Here is a 24318-nt window from a genome sequence, read left to right on the forward strand (position 1 = left end):
AAGAAGGAAGGCAGCGGAGAACCGCTGCCTTCTGTGCACTGTTTCTATAATACTTTTCTCAGATTGTAGTCATCATCCACCAGCAGAATATCCGCCTCTTTTCCGGGCGTAAGGGAACCAACCCTGTCATATACCCCAATGCTCTTAGCCGGGTTTCTTGTGGCAGCGAAGATGGCGTCTGCCTCGGGAATGCCGAATTCCATGGCAATCTTCATGCAGTCGAACAGGTTGGTGGCGGAGCCTGCAATGGTTCCGTTGGCCAGTGTTGCTTTCCTGTTGTTCATGGTGACTTCCTGTCCGCCAAGTTCGTATGTGCCGTTATCCATACCGGTTGCCATCATGGAATCACTGATAAGAATAACTCTTTCGCTGCCAAACATGCGGAAAGTATTTCTCACAACACTCGGATGGATATGAATACCATCGCAGATCAGCTCTACCATGCAGTTCTCAGCGTCTGCGGCAGCTCCTACAACACCCGGGTCGCGGTGGGCGAAGGGCGGCATGGCGTTGAACAGATGTGTTACATGGTTCGCGCCTTTTTTCATTGCAGCCAGTGCGGTATCATAGCCGGCCATGGTGTGGCCGATGGATATTTTAACTTCATCTTTCAGTTCTTCTATAAATTCATCGGCGCCTTCCATATTCGGTGCAAGTGTCACAAGTTTTATGAGACGGCCGCTTTTTTCGTTGCATTCACGGAAAAATCCGATATCGGGTTTGCGGATATGCCGTTCCACATGTGCTCCTTTTTTATCCGGGTCAATGAACGGTCCCTCCATGTTGATTCCCACAATCCTTGCCTGGTCCTTGTCATCTCCGGCTTTTACAGCGGTAGCGAAGATATCCAGGAGCTGCTCCTTGGGCAGTGTCATGGAGGTGGGGCAGTAGGAAGTCACACCGTGGGATCTCTCATAGCGCAGGATCGTTTTAAGTCCCTCCACGTCCGCATCTGAGAAATCGTGTCCGAATGCTCCGTGACTGTGAACATCTACAGCTCCGGGAAGCACTTTCATGCCCTGGGCGTCAATCTCTGTAGTATCTGTCACTTCTTCTATAGAAGAGACGATTTTTCCGTTCTCTACATACAGATCTTTTTTTTCAAAGGTACCGTTTTCCTGAAATACGAATCCATTTTTAATAATCATCTGGTTTCACTCCTTTTCTGTTTTTACTCTATCACATGATACCTTCCCTGTCCTTGTATTTTTTTGCATTTCTTTGGGAAAATATGTGATGTTAGCCAATTTCCATGCTTCTATTATAATTCCCATTACAAGTTAATTCAATGTATGGAGGATAAACTGAAAGAACTTTCATAAAACGTCAATATCAATAAAAATTGAGGGTTTTATACCGCTGAAATTTGTGCAAGTTGATATTTGATATGAAAGGTTTTTCTGAATCGTAAAAAATATTGAAAAAAATTTCATAAATGCTATACTGAAATCAAAGCGAAGGCAGCAATTCAGAAGCCGAGATGCGGAAAGGAGAGAGTTATGAATCAGCGTTTAGAGAAGCTTAAGGGACATTTGATCGTATCCTGCCAGGCACTCCCTCATGAACCCCTGCATTCTTCTTTTATCATGGGAAGAATGGCCAGAGCAGCAAAAGAAGGCGGGGCCATGGGAATTCGTGCAAACACAAAGGAGGATATAGCAGAAATCCAGAAGAATGTGGATCTTCCTGTTATCGGAATCGTGAAACGGGACTATGATGACAGCAAAGTTTATATCACACCTACCATGAAGGAAGTTGATGAATTGATGGAGGTAAAGCCGGAGATCATTGCCATTGACGCCACAAAAAATCTGAGGCCGGGAAATGTTACTTTGGATGAATTTTATGCGGAGATCAGAAAGAAGTATCCTGAGCAGCTTCTGATGGCAGACTGCTCCACCGTGGAGGAAGCGCTTCACGCAGACGAGCTTGGATTTGACTTCATTGGTACGACACTGGTTGGCTACACAGAGCACAGCAAAGGTGACCGGATAGAGGAGAATGATTTTGAGATCATCCGCACAATTTTGAGCAAAGTAAAACATCATGTGATTGCAGAAGGCAACATAAACACACCGGAAAAGGCAAAACGTGTGATTGAACTGGGATGTTACAGCGTGGTAGTAGGTTCTATCATTACACGTCCCCAACTAATCACAAAATCCTTTACAGATGTGATGGCAACCCTGGAAAAGTAAATTTAAGAGGAAGATGAAAGGAGTCACAGCAATGAGTAAATTAGATAAGTACAGAGGAATTATCCCGGCATTTTATGCATGTTATGATGAGGAAGGCAATGTGAGCGGAGAGCGTGTACAGGCCCTCACACAGCATTTTATTGACAAAGGCGTAAAGGGTGTCTATGTCAACGGTTCTTCAGGAGAGTGTATCTACCAGAGCGTTGAGGAGAGAAAGCTTATCATTGAAAACGTAATGGCAGTTGCAAAGGGAAAACTGACAGTTATCAACCATGTGGCATGTAATAACACAAAGGACAGTGTGGAGCTTGCAAAACACTCAGAGAGTGTTGGCGTAGATGCAATCGCGTCCATTCCTCCTATCTACTTCCGTCTGCCGGAATACTCCATTGCAGCTTACTGGAATGCGATCAGTGAAGCGGCACCAAACACAGATTTTGTTATCTACAATATTCCGCAGCTTGCAGGTACAGCTCTGACTATGAGCCTGTTTGCTGAGATGATGAAGAACCCGAGAGTTATTGCTGTAAAGAACTCTTCCATGCCTACACAGGATATCCAGATGTTCAAATCAGCAGGTCTGGCTGCAAAGGATGACTTCGTTGTATTCAACGGTCCGGATGAGCAGTTCGTAGCAGGACGTGCGATCGGCGCTGACGGCGGTATCGGCGGAACCTATGGTGTTATGCCGGAGCTGTTCCTGAAACTGAATGACCTGGTAGAAGCAGGAGAAAAGAAGAAAGCCTGCGAATTACAGTATGCTATCAATGAGATCATCTACAAAATGTGCTCAAGCCGTGCAAATATGTATGCGGTAGCAAAAGAAATCCTGCGCACAAACGACAACGTGAATATCGGTGGTGTCCGTGAGCCGCTGGAAAACCTTCAGGAAGCAGACAAAGCGATCGCGCATGAGGCTGCTGAGATGGTAAAAGCTGCGAAGGAAAGATACCTGGCATAACTATACGATATTAAAGGGAAAAGTAGAAATACAGAACGAAGAGATTAGAGGGAGGTAACAGATGCAAGGTTTTACTTATATTGATTTGGCTATTTTGATCGTTTACCTGGCAGCCGTTTTATTTGCCGGTCTTCATTTTGCTAAAAAGGAAATGAAGGGAAAAGAATACTTTAAGAGTGACGGAACTGTACCGTGGTGGGTTACATCCGTATCTATTTTCGCAACACTGCTGAGTCCTATTTCATTCCTGTCACTGGCAGGCAACTCATATGCGGGAACATGGATCATGTGGTTTGCACAGTTAGGTATGCTGCTGGCAATTCCGCTTACGATTAAATTTTTCCTGCCTATTTACAGCAAGCTGGATATTGATACGGCTTATCATTATCTGGAGCTGCGCTTTAACAGCAAAGGGCTGCGTGTCCTGGGCGCGGTCATGTTCATCATTTATCAGGTTGGCCGTATGTCCATCATCATGTATCTGCCATGTATGGTATTATCCAGCCTCATGGGAATCAACGTAAATATCCTGATCATCATCATGGGTATCATAGCAATTATTTACTCCTACACAGGCGGTCTGAAATCCGTACTCTGGACAGACTTTATCCAGGGGTCCGTACTTCTGGTTGGTGTAACCTTTGGTTTGATCTTCCTGATCGCCCATCTGGACGGCGGTATCGGAGCTATCTTCCATGAGATGTCAGCAGGACATAAGTTCCTGGCAGTTGACCAGCCGATCTTCAATGCAAACATTTTAAAAGACAGTGTGTTCCTGATGATCGTAGGTGCCGGATTCAATACCATGGGCTCCTATGTATCCAGCCAGGATATTGTACAGCGTTTTACAACAACTACAGATACAAAGAAACTGAACAAGATGATGCTGACAAACGGTGGTCTGTCTATCTTCATTGCAACTGTATTCTACCTGATCGGTACCGGTTTATATGTATTCTATCAGGTACAGGGCAACCAGCTTCCTCCGGCAGCACAGCAGGACCAGATCTTCGCATCCTGGATCGCATTTGAGCTTCCTGTTGGTATTACCGGTCTGCTTCTGGCAGCTATCTATGCAGCAGCGCAGTCCACATTGTCCACCGGACTGAACTCCGTGGCATCAAGCTGGACTCTGGATATCCAGGCACGTCTCTCCAAAAAAGAGCTGAGCTTTGAGAAACAGACCAAGATTGGACAGTATGTATCCCTTCTGGTAGGTATTTTCTCTATCGTAGTTGCCATGGTTCTGGCTAACGGCGGTGTGAAATCCGCTTACGAATGGTTTAACGGATTCATGGGTCTGGTACTCGGTATCCTGATCGGTACATTCATTCTGGGCGCATTTACAAAAGTTGCAAATACAACCGGTGCAGTGTGCGCATTTATCGCTGCATCCGCAGTTATGGTTGGTATTAAATATGTGATTCCGGTAGTAGCTCCTGAAGTAACAATTTCTATCTGGTCCTACTCCATTATCTCTATCGTAGTATCCCTGGTTGTGGGTCTGCCGGCAAGTATTATTTCCAGAAAGGTAAAAGGAGATACTTCCGTACCTGCACAGTATACGACGATTTACAAAAACTGATCGTAACGTTTGTTCTGCGGTAACGATTCAGCGGGGTTTCATATTTACTCCGCTGAACAGTTACATTCTGCGGTGATCATAAGGAGGCAGTAATATGGTATTTGGTAATATCAGGGATTTAAAGGATTATTCCTGGCTGGAAGAGGAAGTGCTGAAATGCTTCAAATATGCGCAGGAGCATGACCTGATGGCATATGAGAAGGGCAGCCACGAAATTGACGGGGATGATTTGTTTGTGAATATTGTGGAGTATGAGACAACAACGCCCCAAAATCGTTTCTGGGAGGCGCACAGACAGTATCTGGATCTGCATTTTATGCTGAGAGGTCCGGAACAGATCGATGTAAATTTTATTGACAATATGGAGCAGAAAGAATTTGTGGAGAAAGATGATTTTCTTCCGCTGGAAGGTGAACCGAACAGCCATGTGGTCCTGACAGAAGGTGATTTTCTTCTCTGCTATCCGAAAGATGCCCACAGGACAGCAGTTGCCGTTGACGGTCCGGCTGTCATTAAGAAAGCTATATTTAAGATAAAAATCAAATAATCCATGATTCTTTAAAGACTGTGGGGCAGAACTCATGGTACAATATAGGGAACTGTAAAGGCCGCGGGTATGTGACATTACAGTTCCCTTTTGTCACGTTTTTATGCTGCAGGGAATGCGGCTGAGAGAATAATGATAAGGAGCATGCATATGAAGCAATATATTTGTATAGATATTGGCGGTACTTCTATAAAGTATGGTATAATACAGGAAGATGCGGCATTTCTTGTGACTGGCGAGATGCCGACAGAGGCTATGCAGTATGGCGGACCGGGAATTATGAAAAAGGCAGTGAAGATTATTGAAGATTATCTGGTGGATTACAGTCCTGCAGGAATCTGTATCTCCACAGCCGGCATGGTGGACTGCGAAGAGGGCAGAATTACACATTCCGCCCCGCTGATTCCGGAATATACGGGAACAGAGATCAAAAAGACACTGGAAGAAAAGTTCCATCTCCCCTGTGAAGTGGAAAATGATGTGAACTGCGCCGGGCTTGCGGAAAATTTTGCAGGCGCTTCCAGGGGCAGTAAGATCAGCCTGTGCCTTACCATCGGAACAGGGATCGGCGGTGCGATTGTGATGGATGACCAGGTATTCCACGGATTTTCCGGCAGCGGATGTGAGATTGGATATATGCACCTTCCCGGAGGTGAGTTCCAGGATATGGGCGCAAGCAGCATCCTGGTGAAAAAGACGGCGGAATACAAGAATCTGAACCCTGACAGCATTGACGGCAGGTATGTGTTTGAACATGCGAAACAGGGGGATGCAGACTGTATCCGTGCCATTGATGAGATGGTGGATGTGCTGGGGATGGGTATTGCAAATATCTGTTATGTTATCAACCCTGAGGTTGTGGTTCTGGGTGGCGGAATCATGGCCCAGAAGGAATATCTGTATGACAGGATAAGAAACAGCCTGGATAAGTATTTGATACCGTCAGTGGCGTCTCATACCAGACTGGCATTTGCGGAAAATAAAAATCAGGCCGGAATGCTCGGGGCATTTTATCATTTCCGCGGAAGACATTCTTAGACAGGTCAGCCTGCCGCATGGACAGATAGAATGGAGGTGCTCGTATGGAGCAGTATGAAAAAAACATCATTCCTCATATAGAATCAATTTATAACAGCTTTACACCTCTGGAGAAGACAATCGCTGATTTTTTTATCAACAACACAGAGAAGATAGATCTGTCATCCAAGAGTGTATCAAGCCGTCTGTACGTGTCGGAGGCGTCCCTGTCCCGGTTTGCAAAGAAATGTGGCTATAAAGGATATCGGGAATTTTTGTTCTGTTATGAACAGGGTACTGTGCGGAATTATCCCGTGAGTAATGACCAGACAAAAATGGTACTGAACACTTACCAGGAGCTTTTGAACAAGAGTTATTCCCTGGTAAATGAAGAACAGATGAAGCGTATTGTCAATGTATTATCCGAAAAGAAACGGGTATATGTATATGGTAAGGGAAGTTCCGGTCTGGTGGGAACGGAAATGAAAATACGTTTTATGCGTATAGGTGTCAATGTGGAGGCAGTGACGGATACACATATTATGAAGATCAACTCTGTACTGCTGGATGAGGAATGCGCGGTCATTGGAATCAGCGTCAGCGGCAGGACAGAAGAGGTAATGACCTCTCTGAAGGCAGCTAAAGAAAGAGGCGCGACCACGATTCTCATGACGTCAAGGAAAGATAAGACGTTTTTGGGTTACTGCGATGAGATTCTGCTGTTTGCCGTGAAGGAGAACCTGGAAAAAGGAAAGGCCATTTCCCCACAGTTTCCCATTTTGGTTATGGTGGATATACTGTTCTCACATATATTGGAGTCTGATAAGTTCAGGAGGGAAGCGATACATGAGTATACGCTGAATGCGTTGGATGCCAGATGATGGGATAGGCGAATGGTTAATTCGGTAGTGTTTAACAAAATCTTTTTGGTATTGAATGAGAGAATTTGGTAATGATGCTGATGCAAAGTGTTTTGTTGCAAATAGTATTGACATTTCTTAAAAAATAGAATATGATTGAGATGAATAAAATATGTAGTCCAAGAAATGCACAAAAGAACCCCCACGGAGTGTCGGTCCGTAGGGGTTCGCTTTGGTTAGCTGTCTTTTTTATTTCGGTCCAACCATTTGCCGATAAAATATGTGATAATACCGGCCATAACCGAAATTATTAAATTTATTATGTAGTCCATTCATGCACCTCCTTCCTGCTGGAAAGGGTCGACAGCATATTCATTATAGGACATATAATGGGCAATATCAGCATAAAAAGTACACAAAAATAATATTCAGAAGTATTCTACAAAAACCGGCTTTTATTACAGCCGGAATTTTTATAAATTTATTCTTGACAAAAATAGTTAAGTATTGTATAGTTATATCAGTAACAATTATTGTTATTGAAAGGAGGGTGCGATGGCAACATTGAAGTACAGCCGTCAGCGGGAATCCATCCGTGAGTTCGTGATGAACAGCAGGGAGCATCCTACGGCCGATACTGTATATGCAGGGATCAAAGCCGAGTTTCCGAATATCAGTCTCGGAACGGTATACCGAAACCTGTCTCTGTTGGTTGACCTGGGTGAGATCGCCAAGATCACAACAGGGGACGGACCGGACAGATTCGACTGTAATACAAAACCTCATAGTCATTTTATATGCACCCAGTGTCACAACATCACAGACATAGAGGCAAGCGAATTTGACTGTATGAAGGAAAAAGTGGCCGAGGGTTTTGACGGAAAAATAACAGGTCATATGACTACTTTTTACGGAATTTGTAAAGAATGTCTGGAAGCAAAAAAAATTAAAAAAACTAGTTGACAAAAATTGTCAAGTATGTTACATTAAAACAGTAATCATTACTGTTATCAAAAAGAGAAACCATTAAATAACAAAATATTATAATCAAAAAGGAGAATGAGTATTATGAAAAAATTTGTATGTAGTGTATGTGGATATGTTTATGAAGGCGATGCAGCTCCGGAAAAATGTCCGGTATGTGGCGTAGGTGCTGATAAATTTACAGAGCAGGCAGGCGAGATGAGCTGGGCAGCAGAGCACGTTGTAGGTGTAGCTCAGGGTGTAAGCGAAGACATCATTGCTGATTTAAGAGCTAACTTTGAAGGTGAGTGCTCAGAGGTTGGTATGTACCTGGCTATGGCAAGAGTTGCTCACAGAGAAGGATATCCGGAAATCGGTTTATACTGGGAAAAAGCTGCTTACGAAGAAGCAGAGCATGCTGCTAAATTCGCAGAGTTATTAGGCGAAGTTGTAACAGACAGCACAAAGAAAAACCTGGAAATGCGTGTTGCTGCAGAGAATGGTGCAACAGCAGGTAAGTTTGACCTGGCAAAACGTGCAAAAGCTGCTAACCTGGATGCTATCCATGATACAGTACATGAGATGGCCAGAGACGAAGCTCGTCACGGAAAAGCATTTGAAGGTCTGTTAAAGAGATACTTCGGTTAATTGAAATATTATTTTGCAGAGCCGGCAGACGTCCGGTTCTGCAAAAAAAATAAACAGTCGCTTGTTTGCAGAATTTTATGGAGGGTTTTAATATGTCAAAGTACGCAGGAACAAAAACAGAGAAAAACTTATGGGACGCATTTGCCGGTGAATCACAGGCAAGAAATAAATATACATATTACGCATCTGCAGCAAAAAAAGCCGGTTATGAGCAGTTAGCTGCTTTATATCTGGAGACAGCAGACCAGGAAAAAGAACACGCAAAGATGTGGTTCAAAGAGATTCATGGTATCCATGATATTGCCCAGAACCTGGAAGATGCAGCAGCAGGTGAAAACTTTGAATGGACAGATATGTATGCACGTATGGCTCAGGAAGCCAGAGAAGAAGGATTTGAAGATCTGGCAGAGAAATTTGAGGGCGTTGCAAAAGTGGAAGCTGCGCACGAGAGACGTTACAAAAAACTTCTTGAAAGCTATAAGGCAGACAAGACATTCAAGGGAGATGCTCCTTTAGGATGGAAGTGCAGAAACTGCGGTTACGTACATGAAGCAGAGGAGGCTCCGAAAATCTGTCCGGTATGCGCTCATCCTAAGGCATACTTTGAAAGAAAAGTTGAAAATTATTAATCCTCACTTAATGAATTCATATTGCTATAGCGGGAGGCCTGTATGGGCCTCTTGTTTTTTGTATGAAGAAATATTACTCTTTATTGTTATTGGAAGCCCTCTGGTGTAAGATGGAGATATAACATTCTGCTTTGCTGTACAGAGCAGACCGAGTAAAAGGAGAAGGAATTATGAAGCATTATCCACATTTATTCAGCCTCGTGAAAATAGGGCCGCTGACATTAAAAAACAGAATATGTGTATCTCCGATGACGATCACAGGCAGAGGAGAGGAAAAGGGGTATTTTGCACAGGACAACATTGATTTTTATACCACATTGGCAAGAGGCGGTGCGGCTCTCCTTACCATTGGGGAGACAGGGGTTCATTCGCGTACGGATGCATGTCATCCGCGAATGGCCCATCTGGATGACCCGGGCCTGCTTCCGTCCCTGACACGGCTGGTTGACAGTGTGCATCAGTATGATACCTTTGTATCCATAGAGCTTGTGCACTCCGGAAGGAGAGCACATCCGGCCTATCTGCCTGAAGACGGGGAAGTATGGGGGCCATCACCCTCTGTCAACCATTACGGGGCAGAGGTAAAAGAGATGACAGAGGATATGATGAATGAAATTGCGGACGCCTACGCAGAGGCAGCTTTCATGGCAAAATTCGCAGGTGTTGATATGGTAATGGTACACGGGGGACACGGCTGGCTCCTTGACCAATTCCTTTCTCCGCTTAATAATAAGAGGACAGACAAATACGGCGGAAGCCTGGAAAACCGTGCCCGTTTTCCCATTATGGTTCTGGACAGGGTGAGGGAGCGGTGCGGAAGGAATTTTCCGATAGAATACCGTATTTCTGGTTCAGAGCTGATTGAAGGGGGACTGGAAGAGGAGGAAATGGCTGTCTTTGCTCATATGATCGAGGATAAGGTGGATTCCTTCCATGTATCAGTGGGAAGCTTTCATGATCCCGCTACTATGGTACGCATGTTCCCCGGCCCATTTTTCCCAAATGGTGTGAATATACCGTATGCGGCAGCTATAAAAAAAGCAGTCAGTGTTCCGGTCACCGGTATTGGCGGATTGTCAGATCCTGAGTATATGGAAAAACTGCTGGAGGAGGGACAGGTGGATATGGTTGCCATGGGACGCCAGATGATAGCAGATCCATTCCTTCCTAAAAAGGCAATGAAGGGGAAAAGCTGTGAAATAGCCCATTGTATCCGCTGTATGCGCTGCAACAGCGGGGCACTTATACCTTATGTACCCTATCCGAATGGAGTGGTCTACTGTTCTGTAAATCCTGTCATGGGAAGGCTTCGTGAGATTGCCAGGGAAAATTCTTTCGAAAATGAAAAGAAAAAAATATTAATAGCAGGCGGGGGACCGGCAGGAATGCAGGCGGCACTTGGCGGACTGGAAAGGGGCCACAGTGTTGTCTTATGTGAGTCCAGTGATTCCCTTGGGAAGACCCTCAGCTATTCCGAACATATTGAATTCAAGCATGATATCCGCATGTTCAGGGATTCCCTTATCAGCCGCGTACAGAACAGTCAGGCTGAGATCCGTATGAACACGGCAGTGACACCTGAACTTATCCGGGAGTTGGAGCCTGACCTGGTTATAAGTGCTGTGGGCGGTGAACCATTCATTCCGCCGATCGAGGGTATTGATCATGGAAATGTTATATTTGCCGCATCCATGCATAAGCTGGGAGCTGTTCCGGGAAATAATACGGTTATTATCGGCGGGGGACTTATGGGATGTGAGGAGGCTATCGCCCTTGCGCAGGATGGAAAGAATGTGACTATTGTGGAGATGACGGATGTTATCGCAGGGGAAGCTGATGGCGGGCTGAAACAGATGATTGATGAAAAAATAGCACTTTACAGGATACCTGTCCTGACGGGACACTCCTGTGTGAGGATCACAGACGAAGGGGCAGCAGTAAAAAATAAAGACGGGGAGGAAACCATGCTCAAAGCAGATACTGTCCTCATTGCAGCAGGTGTGCGTCCAAAGGATATGGAGACAAACAGGCTGCGGGAAACCTGCTATGACCTGGGAATAGAGTTTATAGCAGTGGGAGACTGCAGAAAGACAGGAAGGATTCGGGAGGCTACATCCAGCGGTTATTTTGCAGGAAGAAACGCATAGAGAGAAAAATTCATATCAGTAATGCATGTGAAAGGAGCAGAATATTATGTCTATGGATAAACTGCGCACATACTATTTTGGGCTGTATGGGGAGAACGGGATCACCCAGTTTTTCTTTGACCAGCTCATGGAAATTATGGAGAAGGCCAGGGCAGGCAGAAGCACTGCGCTGAAAAAGCAGGATAAAAAGGGGAATGACTGGTATCTTTCAGAGAAAATGGTGGGAATGATGCTGTATCTGGACAAGTTCTCAGACAATCTGTCCAGCTTTGAAAAGAGGATCGATTATCTGGCAGACCTGGGTGTGACTTATGTGCATTTTATGCCGCTCCTGCAGTCCAGAGAGGGCCAGAATGACGGTGGATACGCAGTGTCCGATTATCTGAACGTGGATAAGAAATTCGGCACCACAGAGCAGTTTGAGCACGTGGTTGACAGACTGAAGAAAAAGGGGATCCGCACCTGTATTGATTTTGTGCTGAACCACACGGCTAAGGAACATGAGTGGGCCTTGAAATCCAGGAAAAACGAGCCGGGATACGAAGATATGTATTATATGTTCGACAATTACGGCATTCCTTCCGAGTATGAGAAGACATTGACGGAAATCTTCCCTTCCGTCGCGCCTAAGAATTTTACCTACTATGAGGATATTGGAAAGTTTGTCATGACACGTTTCTATGAATTCCAGTGGGATCTGAACTATAAGAACCCCAACGTGTTCAACCGTATCGCTGAGGTGCTTTTGACACTTGCCAACAAAGGGATTGACATATTCAGGCTGGATGCCATCCCTTATATGTGGAAGGAGCTGGGAACCTCATCCATGAACCTGCCCCAGGTGCACACACTTCTGAAAATGTATGAGATGATTATAGAGGAGGTATGCCCCTCTGTTGTCTTTTTGGGGGAAGCTATCGTAGAGCCTCATGAGATTGTAAAATACTTCGGCACACCTGAGGAGAAGGAATGCCATATCATGTACAATGCGTCTCTTATGGTGCTTCTGTGGAACTCGCTTGCAACCAGGGATGTGCGGCTGATGCAGCGTTCCATGTCTATTGATTACGGCACGCCAAAGGATGGGGTGTGGATCAATTATGCAAGATGCCATGATGACATCGGATGGGGATTTGAGAAGGATATCATCAGGGATCTGGGGATGGACCCCGAGGCTCATAAGCAGTTTATCATTCAATTCATGGAAGGAAAATTCCCCGGCAGCTTTGCAAAGGGGGAGCTCTATGAGTTCAATCCTGAGACGCTGGACGCGAGAAACAGCGGCACAATGGCATCTCTGTGCGGTCTTGAGGAGGCTATTTTGAAGAAAGACCGCTATAAGCTGGAGCTGGCGGTCAAGAGAATCCTGCTTTTAAACAGTGTGATCATCTCTTATACCGGAATCCCTCTTCTGTACAGCGGTGATGAGATCGGAACCCTGAACTGGTGGGATTACAAGAAGGATGAGACCATTGCCCATGATTCCCGCTGGCTGCACCGGGCACCTATGGACTGGGAGAAAGCAGGGAACAGACATGATATGGGCACTGTGGAGGGAATCCTTTTCAGCAGTATCAGGGAAATGATTCGGGTGCGGAAGGAAAATCCCATATTCGCCTCCAATATATCCTCCATACCCATTGATACAGGGAATAAAGCAGTGTTTGCTTTCCACAGGGAGGATAAAATGCTGGTCCTTGCCAATTTCAGCGAGGAGAGACAGGTGGTAAACTGCAATGCTGTAAACTGGTTCGGGCTTCCCTGGGAACTGCACGATCTGATTCAGGGAAAAACAGTCCCTCTGTGGGATAATATTGTACTTGGGCCGTATGAATATTTATGGCTTGCATAAATTCAGTGCTGGAGTCCGGTTTAATACCGGGCTCCTTTTGTACTTTTAGAAAAAATTTATAAAAAAGGGTTGCAATATGCGTAGATGAGTAGTAGTATAATAAATATCAAAACGTAGTAATTAAAACTACATATAATATTTAAGAATACCAAATGCAGGTGAAGTACATACTATATGTATAATTAAAGTGAGGAGTGATGTTATGAAACTGAAGATCAAAGAACCGGGCAGCGCAATTACACATTTTATCGGATGGCTGATGGCAGTGCTGGCAGCGGCTCCGCTGCTGATCAGGTCAGCCAGGGAACCGGACAGCATCCATATAATCGCAATGAGTGTTTTTATGCTGAGCATGATCCTGTTATATGCGGCGAGTACTATTTACCACACCGTTGATTCCACGGAAAAGGTAAACCGGCGTCTGCGCAAGATGGATCACATGATGATTTTTATTCTCATAGCAGGAAGTTATACGCCGATCTGTCTGATCGTGCTTCACGGCAGGACGGGGACGATCCTTTGTACAGCAGTGTGGCTGGTAGCGATTGTGGGAATTCTGATCAAAGCCTGCTGGATCACCTGTCCCAAGTGGTTTTCTTCTGTTATCTATATTGCAATGGGCTGGCTCTGTGTGTTCGCCTTTGTACCCATTGTCCGGGCGCTGTCACCGGCGGGTTTCGGATGGCTTCTGGCAGGCGGCATTATATATACAGTGGGAGGTATCATTTATGCGCTGAAGCTTCCGATCTTCAATGCAAACCATAAGAATTTCGGTTCCCACGAGATATTTCATCTGTTTGTTATGGGCGGAAGTTTATGTCACTTTATTGTCATGTATTTCTTTGTTCTTCCCATGTCGGTATAAAAAAACAGGGTGTGTGAAATTTCGGATTTCACACACCCTGTTTTTTATTCCCTGCCGCAGCAGTATTTTATAAGGATTTCCTGCAGTTTTTTCACATCTACAGGTTTTGAGAGATGGTCATTCATACCGCAGGAAAGTGCCCGTTCCATGTCCTCCCGGAATGCGTTCGCTGTGATGGCGATAATGGGAACTGAGGCGGCATCTTCCCTGGGAAGGCTCCGGATGGCTTTTGTGGCCTCATACCCGTCCATTTTGGGCATCTGGATATCCATGAGAATGGCATCAAAGGTACCTGACGGGGAGGAGGAGAACATATCCACTGCCTCGGCACCGTCACGGGCAGGGCTGGATTCTATCCCCATGATCTCGAGGAACTGTTCCGTGATTTCCAGATTCAGTTCATTGTCCTCTGTGACAAGGACTCGTTTTCCCTGCAGAAGAGCAGCTGAATCTTTGGGCTCCTCTTGACTTTCTGATTCGGCAGAAGATTCCTCCTTTATATCAGGCTCCTCAGGGAAGGGAAGAATGATGCGGAAAACAGAACCTTTCCCCTTTTGACTGTCTACATCTATGGTTCCGTGCATTAAATCTACCAGACCTTTGATCACGGACAGGCCAAGACCCGTTCCGCTTATCTGCATTTTGTCCGCCTCCACTGAGCGGGAGAAGGGCTGGAACATGGTTTTCATGAATTCCTTGGTCATACCAATGCCGTTATCCCTGCATTCAAACAGGTAGAGGATCTCACCTTTTCCATTGGGGGCCTTTTCTTCTGCAGTGAGGGTGATCCGGCCGCCTTCAGGTGTAAATTTAATGGCATTTACGATCACATTGGATAATATCTGTTTCAGCTTGACGCAGTCGCCGATAAGTGTTCTGTCCGGGATAGAGGCTCCGTTAATGTCCATACGGATATTTCTGGATTCTGCCTGTATGCTGAGCATGGCATGCAGTTCTTCCAAAATGGTGGACATATGGAAGCTTTCCGGGGAAAGTGTCTCTCTGCCGCTTTCTATCCGTGACATGTCAAGAACGGAGTTGATCAGGGAAAGAAGCTGGCTGCAGGATATTCTGGCTTTTTCCAGGTATTCTTTATTCTTTTGTGCAGATTCCTCGTTCTGCATCAGGGTGAGCATTCCTGATATGCCGTTTAAGGGTGTACGCATCTCATGTGATACATTTGACAGAAATCTGGTCTTAGCCTCAGTCGCAACATTGGCGCGTTCCAGGGCACGGCTGAGCTCCTTCTCACTGCGTTCTCTTTCAGCCAGTGTCTCCTGCATGCTTTTCTGCCGTACGCGGGATATTAAAACAACCGCGATACAGGACAGGATAAATACGATCACAGCCAGAAGGGCTGCAGATATGGAGATCACATGCTTTTTAAAGAAAGCGGTTAAGGTGACAGACGCATTTGTCTGTTCTGTGATCATGCGCTGGTAAACCGTATCATCAATTTCCGAAGCATTCATATTCAGCACTGCTTTTTCCAGTATGGTGAGCAGGTTTGTATCAGCGGATGCCGGGGCGGCCAGAGTCATGGTGGTGAGTTTCAGGTCAGTGGGGGTTATGGAGAGGTTCGGGTAGCTGCTCTCCATAAGAAGATACTGGGCAGCAAAATTATCCAGTATGGTTTCAGTGGCACGTCCTTCTGACACATACTCCAGACATTCTACGGCGCTGCTGCAGTACAATACCTTTTCATAATCATCCAGCAGGGCATCCATTTCAGGAAGATTCTGTTCATACTGGGGAAGGACAAGTACAGGCTTGTTGGAAGATGGATTGGCAGTGACACGCATCTGTTCCGGTGTATTATAGGGAAAGAGCTGCAGTTCACTGTAGGTGTCTTCACTGCCGGGATGGGTGATCATAAGGGGAAGAAAATCTGCCTTTTTTTCTTTTACCATTTCAATGGCCTGATCCAGGGTGTCCGTAACGATATAATTGACGGAAATGCCGATCTCACTGCAGAAATATTGGGCAATATCAGCGTCCAGACAGCTATAGTTCCCATTGACACCCAGCTTGTCTGAGGCCCCGTATGATGTTTTCGGAAGAACAGCCGTCAGGGTTCCCTTTTCTCTCAGATATGTCTTCTCTTCAGCGGTAAAGGCATTTGCCAGGCTGTCATTGCCTTTCATATATTTGTTTTCCAGTTGGTCCATATAGTCCTGGGACATGGCATGCATGGTGTACAGGGCAGCATTGAGCTCACGCAGTATTTCCGGTTTGTCCTTGGATACGACCGTGTAATAGGGAGAGTCGGCAAAACGTGTGACGATCCGCATATCGGATCCACGGGCTGCACTGCCTATCAGGATCATATCCGTCTCTCCGTTTTTCAGGGCGTTAAAGTAATCGAGGTGGGATTCATATACCTTTATATCCAGATGAATCTGATTGCTGTCGCAGAAGTCCTCCAGAACCTTTTCTTTCCCGTTTTTTTCCTGTGTACTGCTGATCGCCACGGTTTTATTGTCAAGGGAGGTCAAATCCCCTGAGGTAATGTCTATATTGTCATTCTGTACCACCAGACAGGTGTAGTCAAAGCCGCTGGATAATGAGGGGTAATCCGCGTACTCATCCATACCCTCTGAATAGCCGGTAGAACCCATAATATCAATATCCCCGTTAAGAAAACTGTCAAACAGCGTTTCCATATCATCCACTACATATTGGATGTCCCATCCGGCGCATTTTCCCAGATTTTCAAAATATTCGTACATCATGCCGCCAAGACTTCCGTCTTCATTGACAACATAGAGACGATTGTCTGCCAGATTGGGAAAGGCTACCGTGACTTTTCGCGGTTCTCTGGCATAAACGGGTACGGATATGGATAAAAGCATGATAATGCTCAGCATCAAGGCAAAAAGTCTTTTCATCGTATGCCTCCCATTTTATTTGTTGGTGAGATATATAATTATAAGTATAGAGGATATAAGGGAAAAAATCAATTTTTATAATGCTTTGGAAGAATGTTTTCAATGAAAAGGGAACGAATAGACAGACCGGTGATAAATAGATGTGTAATGTTTATGGAAACTGTATATTTCGGAAAAAATATTTGGTTATTATGCTAAAATAAAAATAAGGTTATTATGTAATTTAATGGTGTTGCATAAAACCATTGAAAATAAAAAAAGTTGTTGCTAGAATGATGACAAGAAAAGAACAGAAATAAATCTTACAGAGAAAGGAAGAACAGAATGAATAAATGGGTTTACCAGATTGAGGACATAGGGCTTGACAATGAGCAGTGTCTTTTAAATGAGACGGTCTTTCACAATGCCAACGGCTATATTGGGGTCCGCTCTGACTTTGAGGAGGGATATGCTCAGGGGTATGATACGATCCGGGGGTCTTATATCAACGGATTCTATGATATTGCCAAAATGTCTCAGGCCGAAAAGCTCTGCGGGCTGGCTGAGGAAAAGCAGACAATGCTGAATGTGGCAGATACCCAGACTATCTTTCTGAAGATTGAGGGGGAGACCTTTTGTATGTTTGAGGGGACTGTGGAAAAAAGCAGCAGAAGCCTGGATATGCAGAATGGATTCACGCAGAGACAGGTAGTGTGGCGCTCTCCGGGGGGGCACAGAGTGGAGATCACCATCAGGAGAATGACATCCTTTCTGCTTCTTCCGCTTTTCACCATATCCTATGAGGTAAAGGCATTGAATTTCAGCGGGACACTGGAATTTATTTCTGTACATAACGGGGATGTGAAGAATTACTGTAACCCCAATGATCCGAGGGTTGCCGGTGAAAGCTTTCAGCATCTGCGCCCGGTCAGTGCAGAGGTGAAGGACGGGGTGTCTTATCTTGTCACAGAGACTGTTACTTCCGGGCTTACCGTGTGTACGGCGGTAAAGGATGTACTTTCATGCGGAACCGGTGCAGTCTGCCGGGAGAATTCCGTGCAGGAAGGACACTCTGTCACCAGAAAAATGGAAACAGATATCAGGGAGGGTGAGACAGTCCGGCTGGTGAAATATACAGTGTTTACGGATTCCCTCAGATACAAAGACTGCAGGAAGGAAGCGGAAAATGCTATGAACAGGGCGCTGTCTGTCAGCCTTGAAAAATGGTACAGGCAGCAGAGAGAATACCTGGATGAGTTCTGGGCACAGTCAGCGCTGGATATAGAGGGGGACGATGACCTGGCGGTTGCTGTCAGATATAACCTCTATCAGCTTCTCCAGTCAGCGGGCAGGGATGAGCACAGTAATATAGCCGCAAAGGGACTTTCCGGTGAGGGCTATGAGGGGCATTATTTCTGGGATACAGAAATGTATATGCAGCCATTTTTTACCCTGACAAATCCCCGGATATCCGCCAGCCTGATCGCGTACAGGTACAGTATCCTGGATGCAGCCAGGGAAAATGCCCGAATCATGGGGCACAGAAAAGGAGCTCTCTATCCGTGGAGAACAATTTCCGGTTCTGAGTGCTCCGGATTTTTCCCGGCAGGTTCTGCGCAGTATCATATTAACGGGGATATTGCCTATGCGGTGGTGGCTTATTATTTGGCCACCGGGGATTTGGACCTGATGGCGGAAAAGGGCGCTGAGATCATTTTTGAGACGGCAAGGCTGTGGATGGATGCGGGGAATTTCCACAGGGGAAAATTCCACATCAATGATGTGACAGGTCCGGATGAATACACGTGTCTGGTAAATAACAATTACTACACCAATGCAGGCGCCCAGTATAATCTTCATTGGGCCGTGCGTTTTTATGAACTGCTGGGGGAGGCCGGAAAGCTTGCTCCGGTGGCTGAAAAAATAGGGTTAAAGCCTGAGGAAATCCGGGAGTTTAAGAAAGCGGAGGAACAGATGTATCTGCCGTATGACGAAGAGACAGGCATCAATCCCCAGGATGACTCTTTCCTTCAAAAAGAGGTGTGGGATATCAAGGGTACACCTGCGGACAAGTTCCCTCTGCTTCTGCATTATCACCCGCTCTGCCTGTACCGTTATCAGGTGTGTAAACAGGCAGATACCGTGCTGGCGCATTTTATCTATGAGGATGCGCAGGACCTGGAGACCATCAGAAAATCCTTTGCGTACTATGAGAATGTGACGACCCATGACTCTTCCCTCTCCACATGTATTTTCAGTATTGTGGCATCCAGGCTGGGACTGAAGGATAAGGCCTATGACTATTTCGGTGACAGCGCGAAGCTGGATCTGTTCAACCTGCACCACAACACAAAGGACGGTATCCATACAGCAAATATGGGTGGAAATTATATGGCTGTGGTGTACGGATTCGGCGGCCTTCGGCTGAAAGAGACAGGCATCTGCTTTGCGCCTGTACTTCCTGACAAATGGGAATCTTATACCTTTAAGATCAGCTACAGAGGCAGTCATATCCAGGTCTGCGTGGGCAGGGATAAGTCTGTGTTTACGCTGGAAAAGGGAGAACCCAGGGAGATAACCGTATTCGGTACAAAGTACCTTCTGAAAGATACCATTGAGATTGAGAGATAAGGAGAGAGGCCATGAAATACAAGGGAATTATTTTTGACCTGGACGGTGTGATTTGCCACACAGACAAATACCATTACCAGGCATGGAAGAAGCTGGCGGATAAGCTGGGAATCTATTTTGATGAGGAGATCAACAACAGACTTAGGGGTGTGAGCCGGATGGAGAGCTTTGAGATCATTCTGGAAAAATACGATGGTGAGATGACAGAGGAGGAGAAAGTCCGCTATGCCTCAGAAAAAAATGACCTGTACCGTGAACTTCTGAAAAATATGACAACTGCTGACCTGGACCCGCAGGTGAAGGAGACACTGGATGCGCTGAGAAGCAGGGGGCTTCTTTTGGCAATCGGTTCATCCAGCAGGAATGCGGGATTTATCCTGGAACGTCTGGGACTTTCCGGATATTTTGATGCGGTTTCCGACGGCAACAATATTTCCCGCTCCAAACCGGACCCGGAGGTGTTCCTGAAAGCAGCAGAGTATCTGAACCTGCAGCCTCAGGACTGTCTTGTGGTGGAGGATGCGGAATCAGGACTGGAAGCGGCGTTTGGAGGACACATGGACTGTGCAGCCATCGGTGACGCGGTCAAATGCGGAAGGGCGACGTATAATCTGAACACATTCTCCGATTTACTGGAAGCTGCTTCGTGACATTATGCAAAAAGAATGATAGAATAATGGTAATCATTCATGCACGGTCAGCCCGGCAAACGCGCAGGCCGGAATGAACAGTTACAAAAAGCGGACATACAGGAGGATTACACATATGTCATTGGAACAGCAGATGAAAAGCGGTCTTTTATACCGGGAATACGGGCACAAGGATGAAAAAGATATTGCCTATGAGAAAGTGATCGAGAGGCAGAGAAAACACGGCAAAGAGCTGACATTTGCCTACAATCAGACAAATCCGTCTGACTACGGACGGAAACGGGAGCTTTTGCAGCAGATACTTGGTTCTATGGGGGATGAGGTGTGGATCGAGTCACCAGTGAATTTTTCCTATGGCTGCAACACCCACGTAGGCAATTATTTTTATGCCAATTACGGACTCGTGGTTGTGGATGATGTGGATGTTTTTATCGGGGATTATGTTATGTGCGGACCGAATGTATCCATCTGTGTGACCGGACATCCGGTTTACGGGGAATACAGAAGAGATGGCACCCAGTTCTCTCTTCCTGTGCATATCGGAAATGACGTGTGGATTGGGGCAAATGTGGTTATCATGCCGGGTGTTACGATCGGCAATAACGTGGTCATCGGCGCTGGCAGCGTGGTCACCAAGGATATCCCGGACAATGTGGTTGCCTTCGGAACACCATGCCGCGTTGCAAGGCAGATCACAGATGAGGATAAGGAATATTTCCGCAAAGGCGTACCTGTAAACAAAGACTGGAGAGAATAGTCTGACAGGAGGGTATATGTTTCATAAAAAGAAGCAGGAAGATGAATTTGAGATGGTGAATCTCAGAACAGTCTATGGTGTGTATGAGAGAGAAGCGCTGACCGGACTGCTGGATGAAAATAACATTCCTTATATAGCGCAGGGAAACAGCATAGGCGGATATCTCACTATTGTTGCCGGCACTTCAGGTACTTTTGGGACAGATATCCTGGTTGGAAAAAACGTCTATGAGAAGGCAAAAGAACTGATGGATTCCATCAATTGGGATGCATTGGACAATGAAACGGAGATTCCGGAGGAAGAATGGAATACCGGAGAGCCGCCGGAAGTTTAAAAAAAACAGGACCGTCCGCAGCAGTTTCAGGGCTGATGCGGACGGTCTTTTATTGACTATTTGAACATTTCTTTGCTTACTTTTTCAATTGCTTCACTGGCTGTCTCATAAACACCCGGGAAGGTACTGATTCCAAGACCCTGGGTAATACACGGAATGTAATATTTTGTTCCGTATTCTTCACATGCGCGGCGGACTTCTTTTTCCACCAGCTCAGGTGTCCAGTCAGGACGGTCTACGGACGCACTGTCAATGCCGCCCATGAAGGTAATCTTCTCGCCGTATTTTGCGATCAGGTCAGCGATATTGTTGGAGGTCATACATCCCTGCCAGATATCAATTCCCATCTCGATCATAAACGGAACCAAAGTTGCTGCGTAGGAATCCGCATGGTGGATCACAACTTCTACACCGTGGTCTCTGTAATAGCCGTAAATCTTCTTATAGGACGGAAGGAAGAATTCTTCAAACATATCCGGGGAGATGAAGGTGGAAGTCTGGCTTCCCCAGTCATCATGGTGGAAGATGGCATCCGGTTTGATATATTTGCAGATTTTCTCAGCGTACTGCAATTCCCATTCGGTGAGATACTCGATCAGTTCATGTGTGCATTCAGGCTCCTCATAGAAGTTGATCAGCGCGTTCTGGATTTCCTGCAGATGATGGCACTGTTCAAAAAGTCCCGGAGCGATAAACTGTGTAACAAAATATTCATTGCGGTCTACTTTTTCCGCTTCAGCGATGAATGGCTCCCACTCAGCATCGGAATAATCCAGACGCGGTGCTTTTACATAATCTCTCCAGTGTGTAATATCTTTGCAGACAATATGTTCTTCGTCGTGAATCGGGAATCCGCCGGGAGTTCCTTCCGGCCATACCATAGTAACGCCCCATGCGTTTTTAATAGGCGGCTTGCCGTATTCCGGGTTTGGACTTGCAGCGGTATAAGGATTGCCGAAAATCATTCCCAGTGCCTCGTACTGGTTTACATAACGGTCCGGATGACCGCCTCGGATCGTTTCTAATAAATTCTGTCTTCTGGTTAACATAAAGTGAATACCTCCTTTTCTAAAACCCCAACGATGTGTCATGGAAAGGCCTGTCCCCCATGACTGATACAAAATCGTAACTGTTCAGCAGGTCTGCACATTTCCTGTGCTGACATGGAACAACTGCACTAAATTTATAATAACAGAATTGTCAGGTCTGGTAAATACGATGAAATAATTGACTTTTCTGTATGAATACACTACACTTTGTAGGAGGGAGGTGATTTTAAATGAAATTGACTTTTTATCAAATTTATTATCATCTGAAAAAAAGGTACGACGCCAGGCGGATTTCCTGCAACCCCTGTAAAATAAAGGTGGAGAGGCCTGTCTACTACAGGGATGGACAGGACTGCAGAGGACATATGGTGCTGATCTTCAATGAGGAACTTATGAAAATAGGCCTGGATTCCTCCTTATGGAAGGACTGTATTTTTATCTGCTTTGGGGAAGTGGATGATATATTTTGTCGGATTGATACAGACCTGCTTGTTCTGGATGAAAGGATACCCAGGGAGCAGGTGCTCAATGACCTTCAGGAGATATTCCAATACTTTGAGGAAATGGAGTATTCCGTGACGGAAGTGTTTATGGAGAATCAGGATTTCGGGGAATTGATGGAGTGCTTCGGGAGGATTTTTGAGACGCCTCTTGCGCTGATGGATGCCAGCTTTTCCTATGTGGCTTTGGCTGACAGGGAGGGGAGGTTTGCTAATGGATTTATGAATGAGAGCAGCACTCTTCCCATGCAGATGGTGAGCCAGCTTATATCAGATCCCGCCTATCAGCGGAGCATGACACTTGCGGGAGTGTATACTTATACGCTGGAGCAGGTGACATTTCTGTGCAGGAATCTCTTCTTTGAGGGGAAATTTATCGGCAAGCTGATGGCGGTATCCTGCACATCACCTCTGAATAATGAGTATCACAAGGATCTACTTCTCATGGCAGCCGGATATGTGGAGCGGATGTATGAGCGTTTCGGGGCCTTTCATATGGCTGACCGCTCCCTTGACAGCCTGCATGAACTTCTGAGGCTTACATTAAAGGGGAGCTCCGTGCCGGGGGAGAGGCTGCGGAGTGCACTGGGGAATCTATCCTGGTCTGAGGAAGATGCCTACTATCTGATCCAGATGCGCCCAAGCTACAGATATGACAAATCCCTGTATGACAAATACCTGTGCCCGCAGATGGAGCAGCAGTGGAAAGATACCTGCTGCGTGGCTCATAATGACAGCCTCATGGTACTTTTGAACGGCAGCAGGCTTCATATGACGGACTTTCAGCCCGAGCTGGCTTATTTTCTCAGGGAAAATCTCCTGGCAGCAGGGATCAGCAGAAAATTCAGGGGATTTGACGGGATACAGAATGCGTTTAAGCAGACGGATATTGCCCTGGAGCTGGGCATGAGAAAGGATGCCACCCCCTGGTATTTCAGGTTTGACGACTATGCCCTTGACTATATCCTGATTCACGGGAGAGGGGTGTTTGAGCCGGAACAGATATGCGCGCCGGGGATTCTGAAGCTGATAGAACACGATGAGAAGATGCATACAGAGTATTACAAGACATTATACTGTTACCTGCAGTGCAGGTATAACGCGGCAGTGACAGCCAAAAAGCTGTTTATCCACAGGAGTACTTTTCTGAACCGGCTGGAGAGGATAGGTGAACTGATACAGACAGATCTGGAGGATTTCCGCTCCAGGCTGTACCTCTCTGTCTCCTTTTATATACTGGAGGAGGGAAAACAGTAGC

At 45.9% G+C, this 24318-nt stretch carries 20 protein-coding genes; 17 read left to right on the forward strand and 3 right to left on the reverse strand.

The genetic code is table 11. From position 1 onward, the window contains the following. Positions 1 to 44 precede the first annotated feature (44 nt). Positions 45 to 1148, reverse strand: coding sequence for an N-acetylglucosamine-6-phosphate deacetylase (gene nagA, locus WMO65_RS16220; RefSeq protein WP_148391771.1), 1104 nt, complete (start codon positions 1146 to 1148; stop codon positions 45 to 47). Between the two features lie 351 nt (positions 1149 to 1499). Here nagA and WMO65_RS16225 point away from each other — a divergent pair, with 351 nt between their 5' ends. The 12 genes from WMO65_RS16225 to trhA all read left to right on the forward strand — a co-directional run bounded on the left by WMO65_RS16225 (position 1500) and on the right by trhA (position 14272). Further along, a complete protein-coding gene (locus tag WMO65_RS16225) occupies positions 1500 to 2198 on the forward strand; it encodes an N-acetylmannosamine-6-phosphate 2-epimerase (protein ID WP_148391772.1) in 699 nt (232 codons plus the stop codon). Between the two features lie 31 nt (positions 2199 to 2229). Next, on the forward strand, positions 2230 to 3159 hold the full coding sequence (locus WMO65_RS16230; protein WP_033141643.1) for a dihydrodipicolinate synthase family protein: 930 nt from the start codon (positions 2230 to 2232) through the stop codon (positions 3157 to 3159). A gap of 61 nt (positions 3160 to 3220) precedes the next feature. Continuing rightward, on the forward strand, positions 3221 to 4744 hold the full coding sequence (locus WMO65_RS16235) for a sodium:solute symporter family protein (RefSeq protein WP_033141644.1): 1524 nt from the start codon (positions 3221 to 3223) through the stop codon (positions 4742 to 4744). Positions 4745 to 4838: 94 nt separating this feature from the next. Next, on the forward strand, positions 4839 to 5291 hold the full coding sequence (locus WMO65_RS16240) for a NanQ anomerase/TabA/YiaL family protein (protein WP_033141645.1): 453 nt from the start codon (positions 4839 to 4841) through the stop codon (positions 5289 to 5291). 150 nt (positions 5292 to 5441) lie between these two features. Then, positions 5442 to 6329: an ROK family protein gene (locus WMO65_RS16245; RefSeq protein ID WP_033141646.1), complete on the forward strand. Its 888-nt coding sequence runs from the start codon at positions 5442 to 5444 to the stop codon at positions 6327 to 6329. A 44-nt stretch (positions 6330 to 6373) separates the two neighbouring features. Then, entirely contained in the window at positions 6374 to 7189 is an 816-nt protein-coding gene (locus WMO65_RS16250; RefSeq protein WP_033141647.1) for a MurR/RpiR family transcriptional regulator, read from the forward strand. A 534-nt stretch (positions 7190 to 7723) separates the two neighbouring features. Then, the gene (locus tag WMO65_RS16255; RefSeq protein ID WP_148391773.1) at positions 7724 to 8131 is read left to right on the forward strand and encodes a Fur family transcriptional regulator; all 408 of its coding nucleotides are present in this window, start codon (positions 7724 to 7726) and stop codon (positions 8129 to 8131) included. 105 nt (positions 8132 to 8236) lie between these two features. Beyond that, complete coding sequence (locus WMO65_RS16260) at positions 8237 to 8779, forward strand: NADH peroxidase (protein WP_033141649.1); 543 nt, start codon at positions 8237 to 8239, stop codon at positions 8777 to 8779. Between the two features lie 92 nt (positions 8780 to 8871). Next, positions 8872 to 9408, forward strand: coding sequence for a rubrerythrin (gene rbr, locus WMO65_RS16265; protein WP_148391774.1), 537 nt, complete (start codon positions 8872 to 8874; stop codon positions 9406 to 9408). A gap of 170 nt (positions 9409 to 9578) precedes the next feature. Further along, complete coding sequence (locus tag WMO65_RS16270) at positions 9579 to 11555, forward strand: oxidoreductase (RefSeq protein ID WP_349064496.1); 1977 nt, start codon at positions 9579 to 9581, stop codon at positions 11553 to 11555. Between the two features lie 46 nt (positions 11556 to 11601). After that, the gene (locus tag WMO65_RS16275) at positions 11602 to 13407 is read left to right on the forward strand and encodes an amylosucrase (RefSeq protein WP_148391776.1); all 1806 of its coding nucleotides are present in this window, start codon (positions 11602 to 11604) and stop codon (positions 13405 to 13407) included. Positions 13408 to 13609: 202 nt separating this feature from the next. After that, positions 13610 to 14272, forward strand: coding sequence for a PAQR family membrane homeostasis protein TrhA (gene trhA / locus WMO65_RS16280; protein WP_033141666.1), 663 nt, complete (start codon positions 13610 to 13612; stop codon positions 14270 to 14272). Between the two features lie 44 nt (positions 14273 to 14316). On the opposite strand, the gene WMO65_RS16285 is transcribed toward trhA, so the two are convergent. Beyond that, positions 14317 to 17160, reverse strand: coding sequence for an ATP-binding protein (locus tag WMO65_RS16285; protein ID WP_148391777.1), 2844 nt, complete (start codon positions 17158 to 17160; stop codon positions 14317 to 14319). Between the two features lie 324 nt (positions 17161 to 17484). Here WMO65_RS16285 and WMO65_RS16290 point away from each other — a divergent pair, with 324 nt between their 5' ends. The 4 genes from WMO65_RS16290 to WMO65_RS16305 all read left to right on the forward strand — a co-directional run bounded on the left by WMO65_RS16290 (position 17485) and on the right by WMO65_RS16305 (position 21511). Continuing rightward, positions 17485 to 19770: a glycoside hydrolase family 65 protein gene (locus WMO65_RS16290; protein ID WP_148391778.1), complete on the forward strand. Its 2286-nt coding sequence runs from the start codon at positions 17485 to 17487 to the stop codon at positions 19768 to 19770. A gap of 11 nt (positions 19771 to 19781) precedes the next feature. Next, a complete protein-coding gene (pgmB, locus tag WMO65_RS16295) occupies positions 19782 to 20420 on the forward strand; it encodes a beta-phosphoglucomutase (protein ID WP_033141669.1) in 639 nt (212 codons plus the stop codon). A 115-nt stretch (positions 20421 to 20535) separates the two neighbouring features. Continuing rightward, positions 20536 to 21177 carry a sugar O-acetyltransferase gene (locus WMO65_RS16300; RefSeq protein ID WP_033141670.1) on the forward strand — a complete coding sequence of 214 codons (642 nt, stop codon included), beginning with the start codon at positions 20536 to 20538 and terminating at the stop codon, positions 21175 to 21177. Between the two features lie 16 nt (positions 21178 to 21193). Beyond that, positions 21194 to 21511: a putative signal transducing protein gene (locus tag WMO65_RS16305; RefSeq protein WP_148391779.1), complete on the forward strand. Its 318-nt coding sequence runs from the start codon at positions 21194 to 21196 to the stop codon at positions 21509 to 21511. Between the two features lie 56 nt (positions 21512 to 21567). Here the strand turns inward: WMO65_RS16305 and WMO65_RS16310 are convergent, their stop codons facing one another. Further along, a complete protein-coding gene (locus WMO65_RS16310) occupies positions 21568 to 22560 on the reverse strand; it encodes a uroporphyrinogen decarboxylase family protein (RefSeq protein WP_033141671.1) in 993 nt (330 codons plus the stop codon). Between the two features lie 230 nt (positions 22561 to 22790). Between WMO65_RS16310 and WMO65_RS16315 the strand changes: the two genes are divergently transcribed. Continuing rightward, complete coding sequence (locus WMO65_RS16315) at positions 22791 to 24317, forward strand: PucR family transcriptional regulator (protein ID WP_148391780.1); 1527 nt, start codon at positions 22791 to 22793, stop codon at positions 24315 to 24317. Position 24318 lies beyond the last annotated feature (1 nt).

Origin of the sequence: Blautia caccae, assembly GCF_040095955.1 — a bacterium.
In the GTDB taxonomy this organism is placed as follows: Bacteria; Bacillota; Clostridia; order Lachnospirales; family Lachnospiraceae; genus Blautia; species Blautia celeris.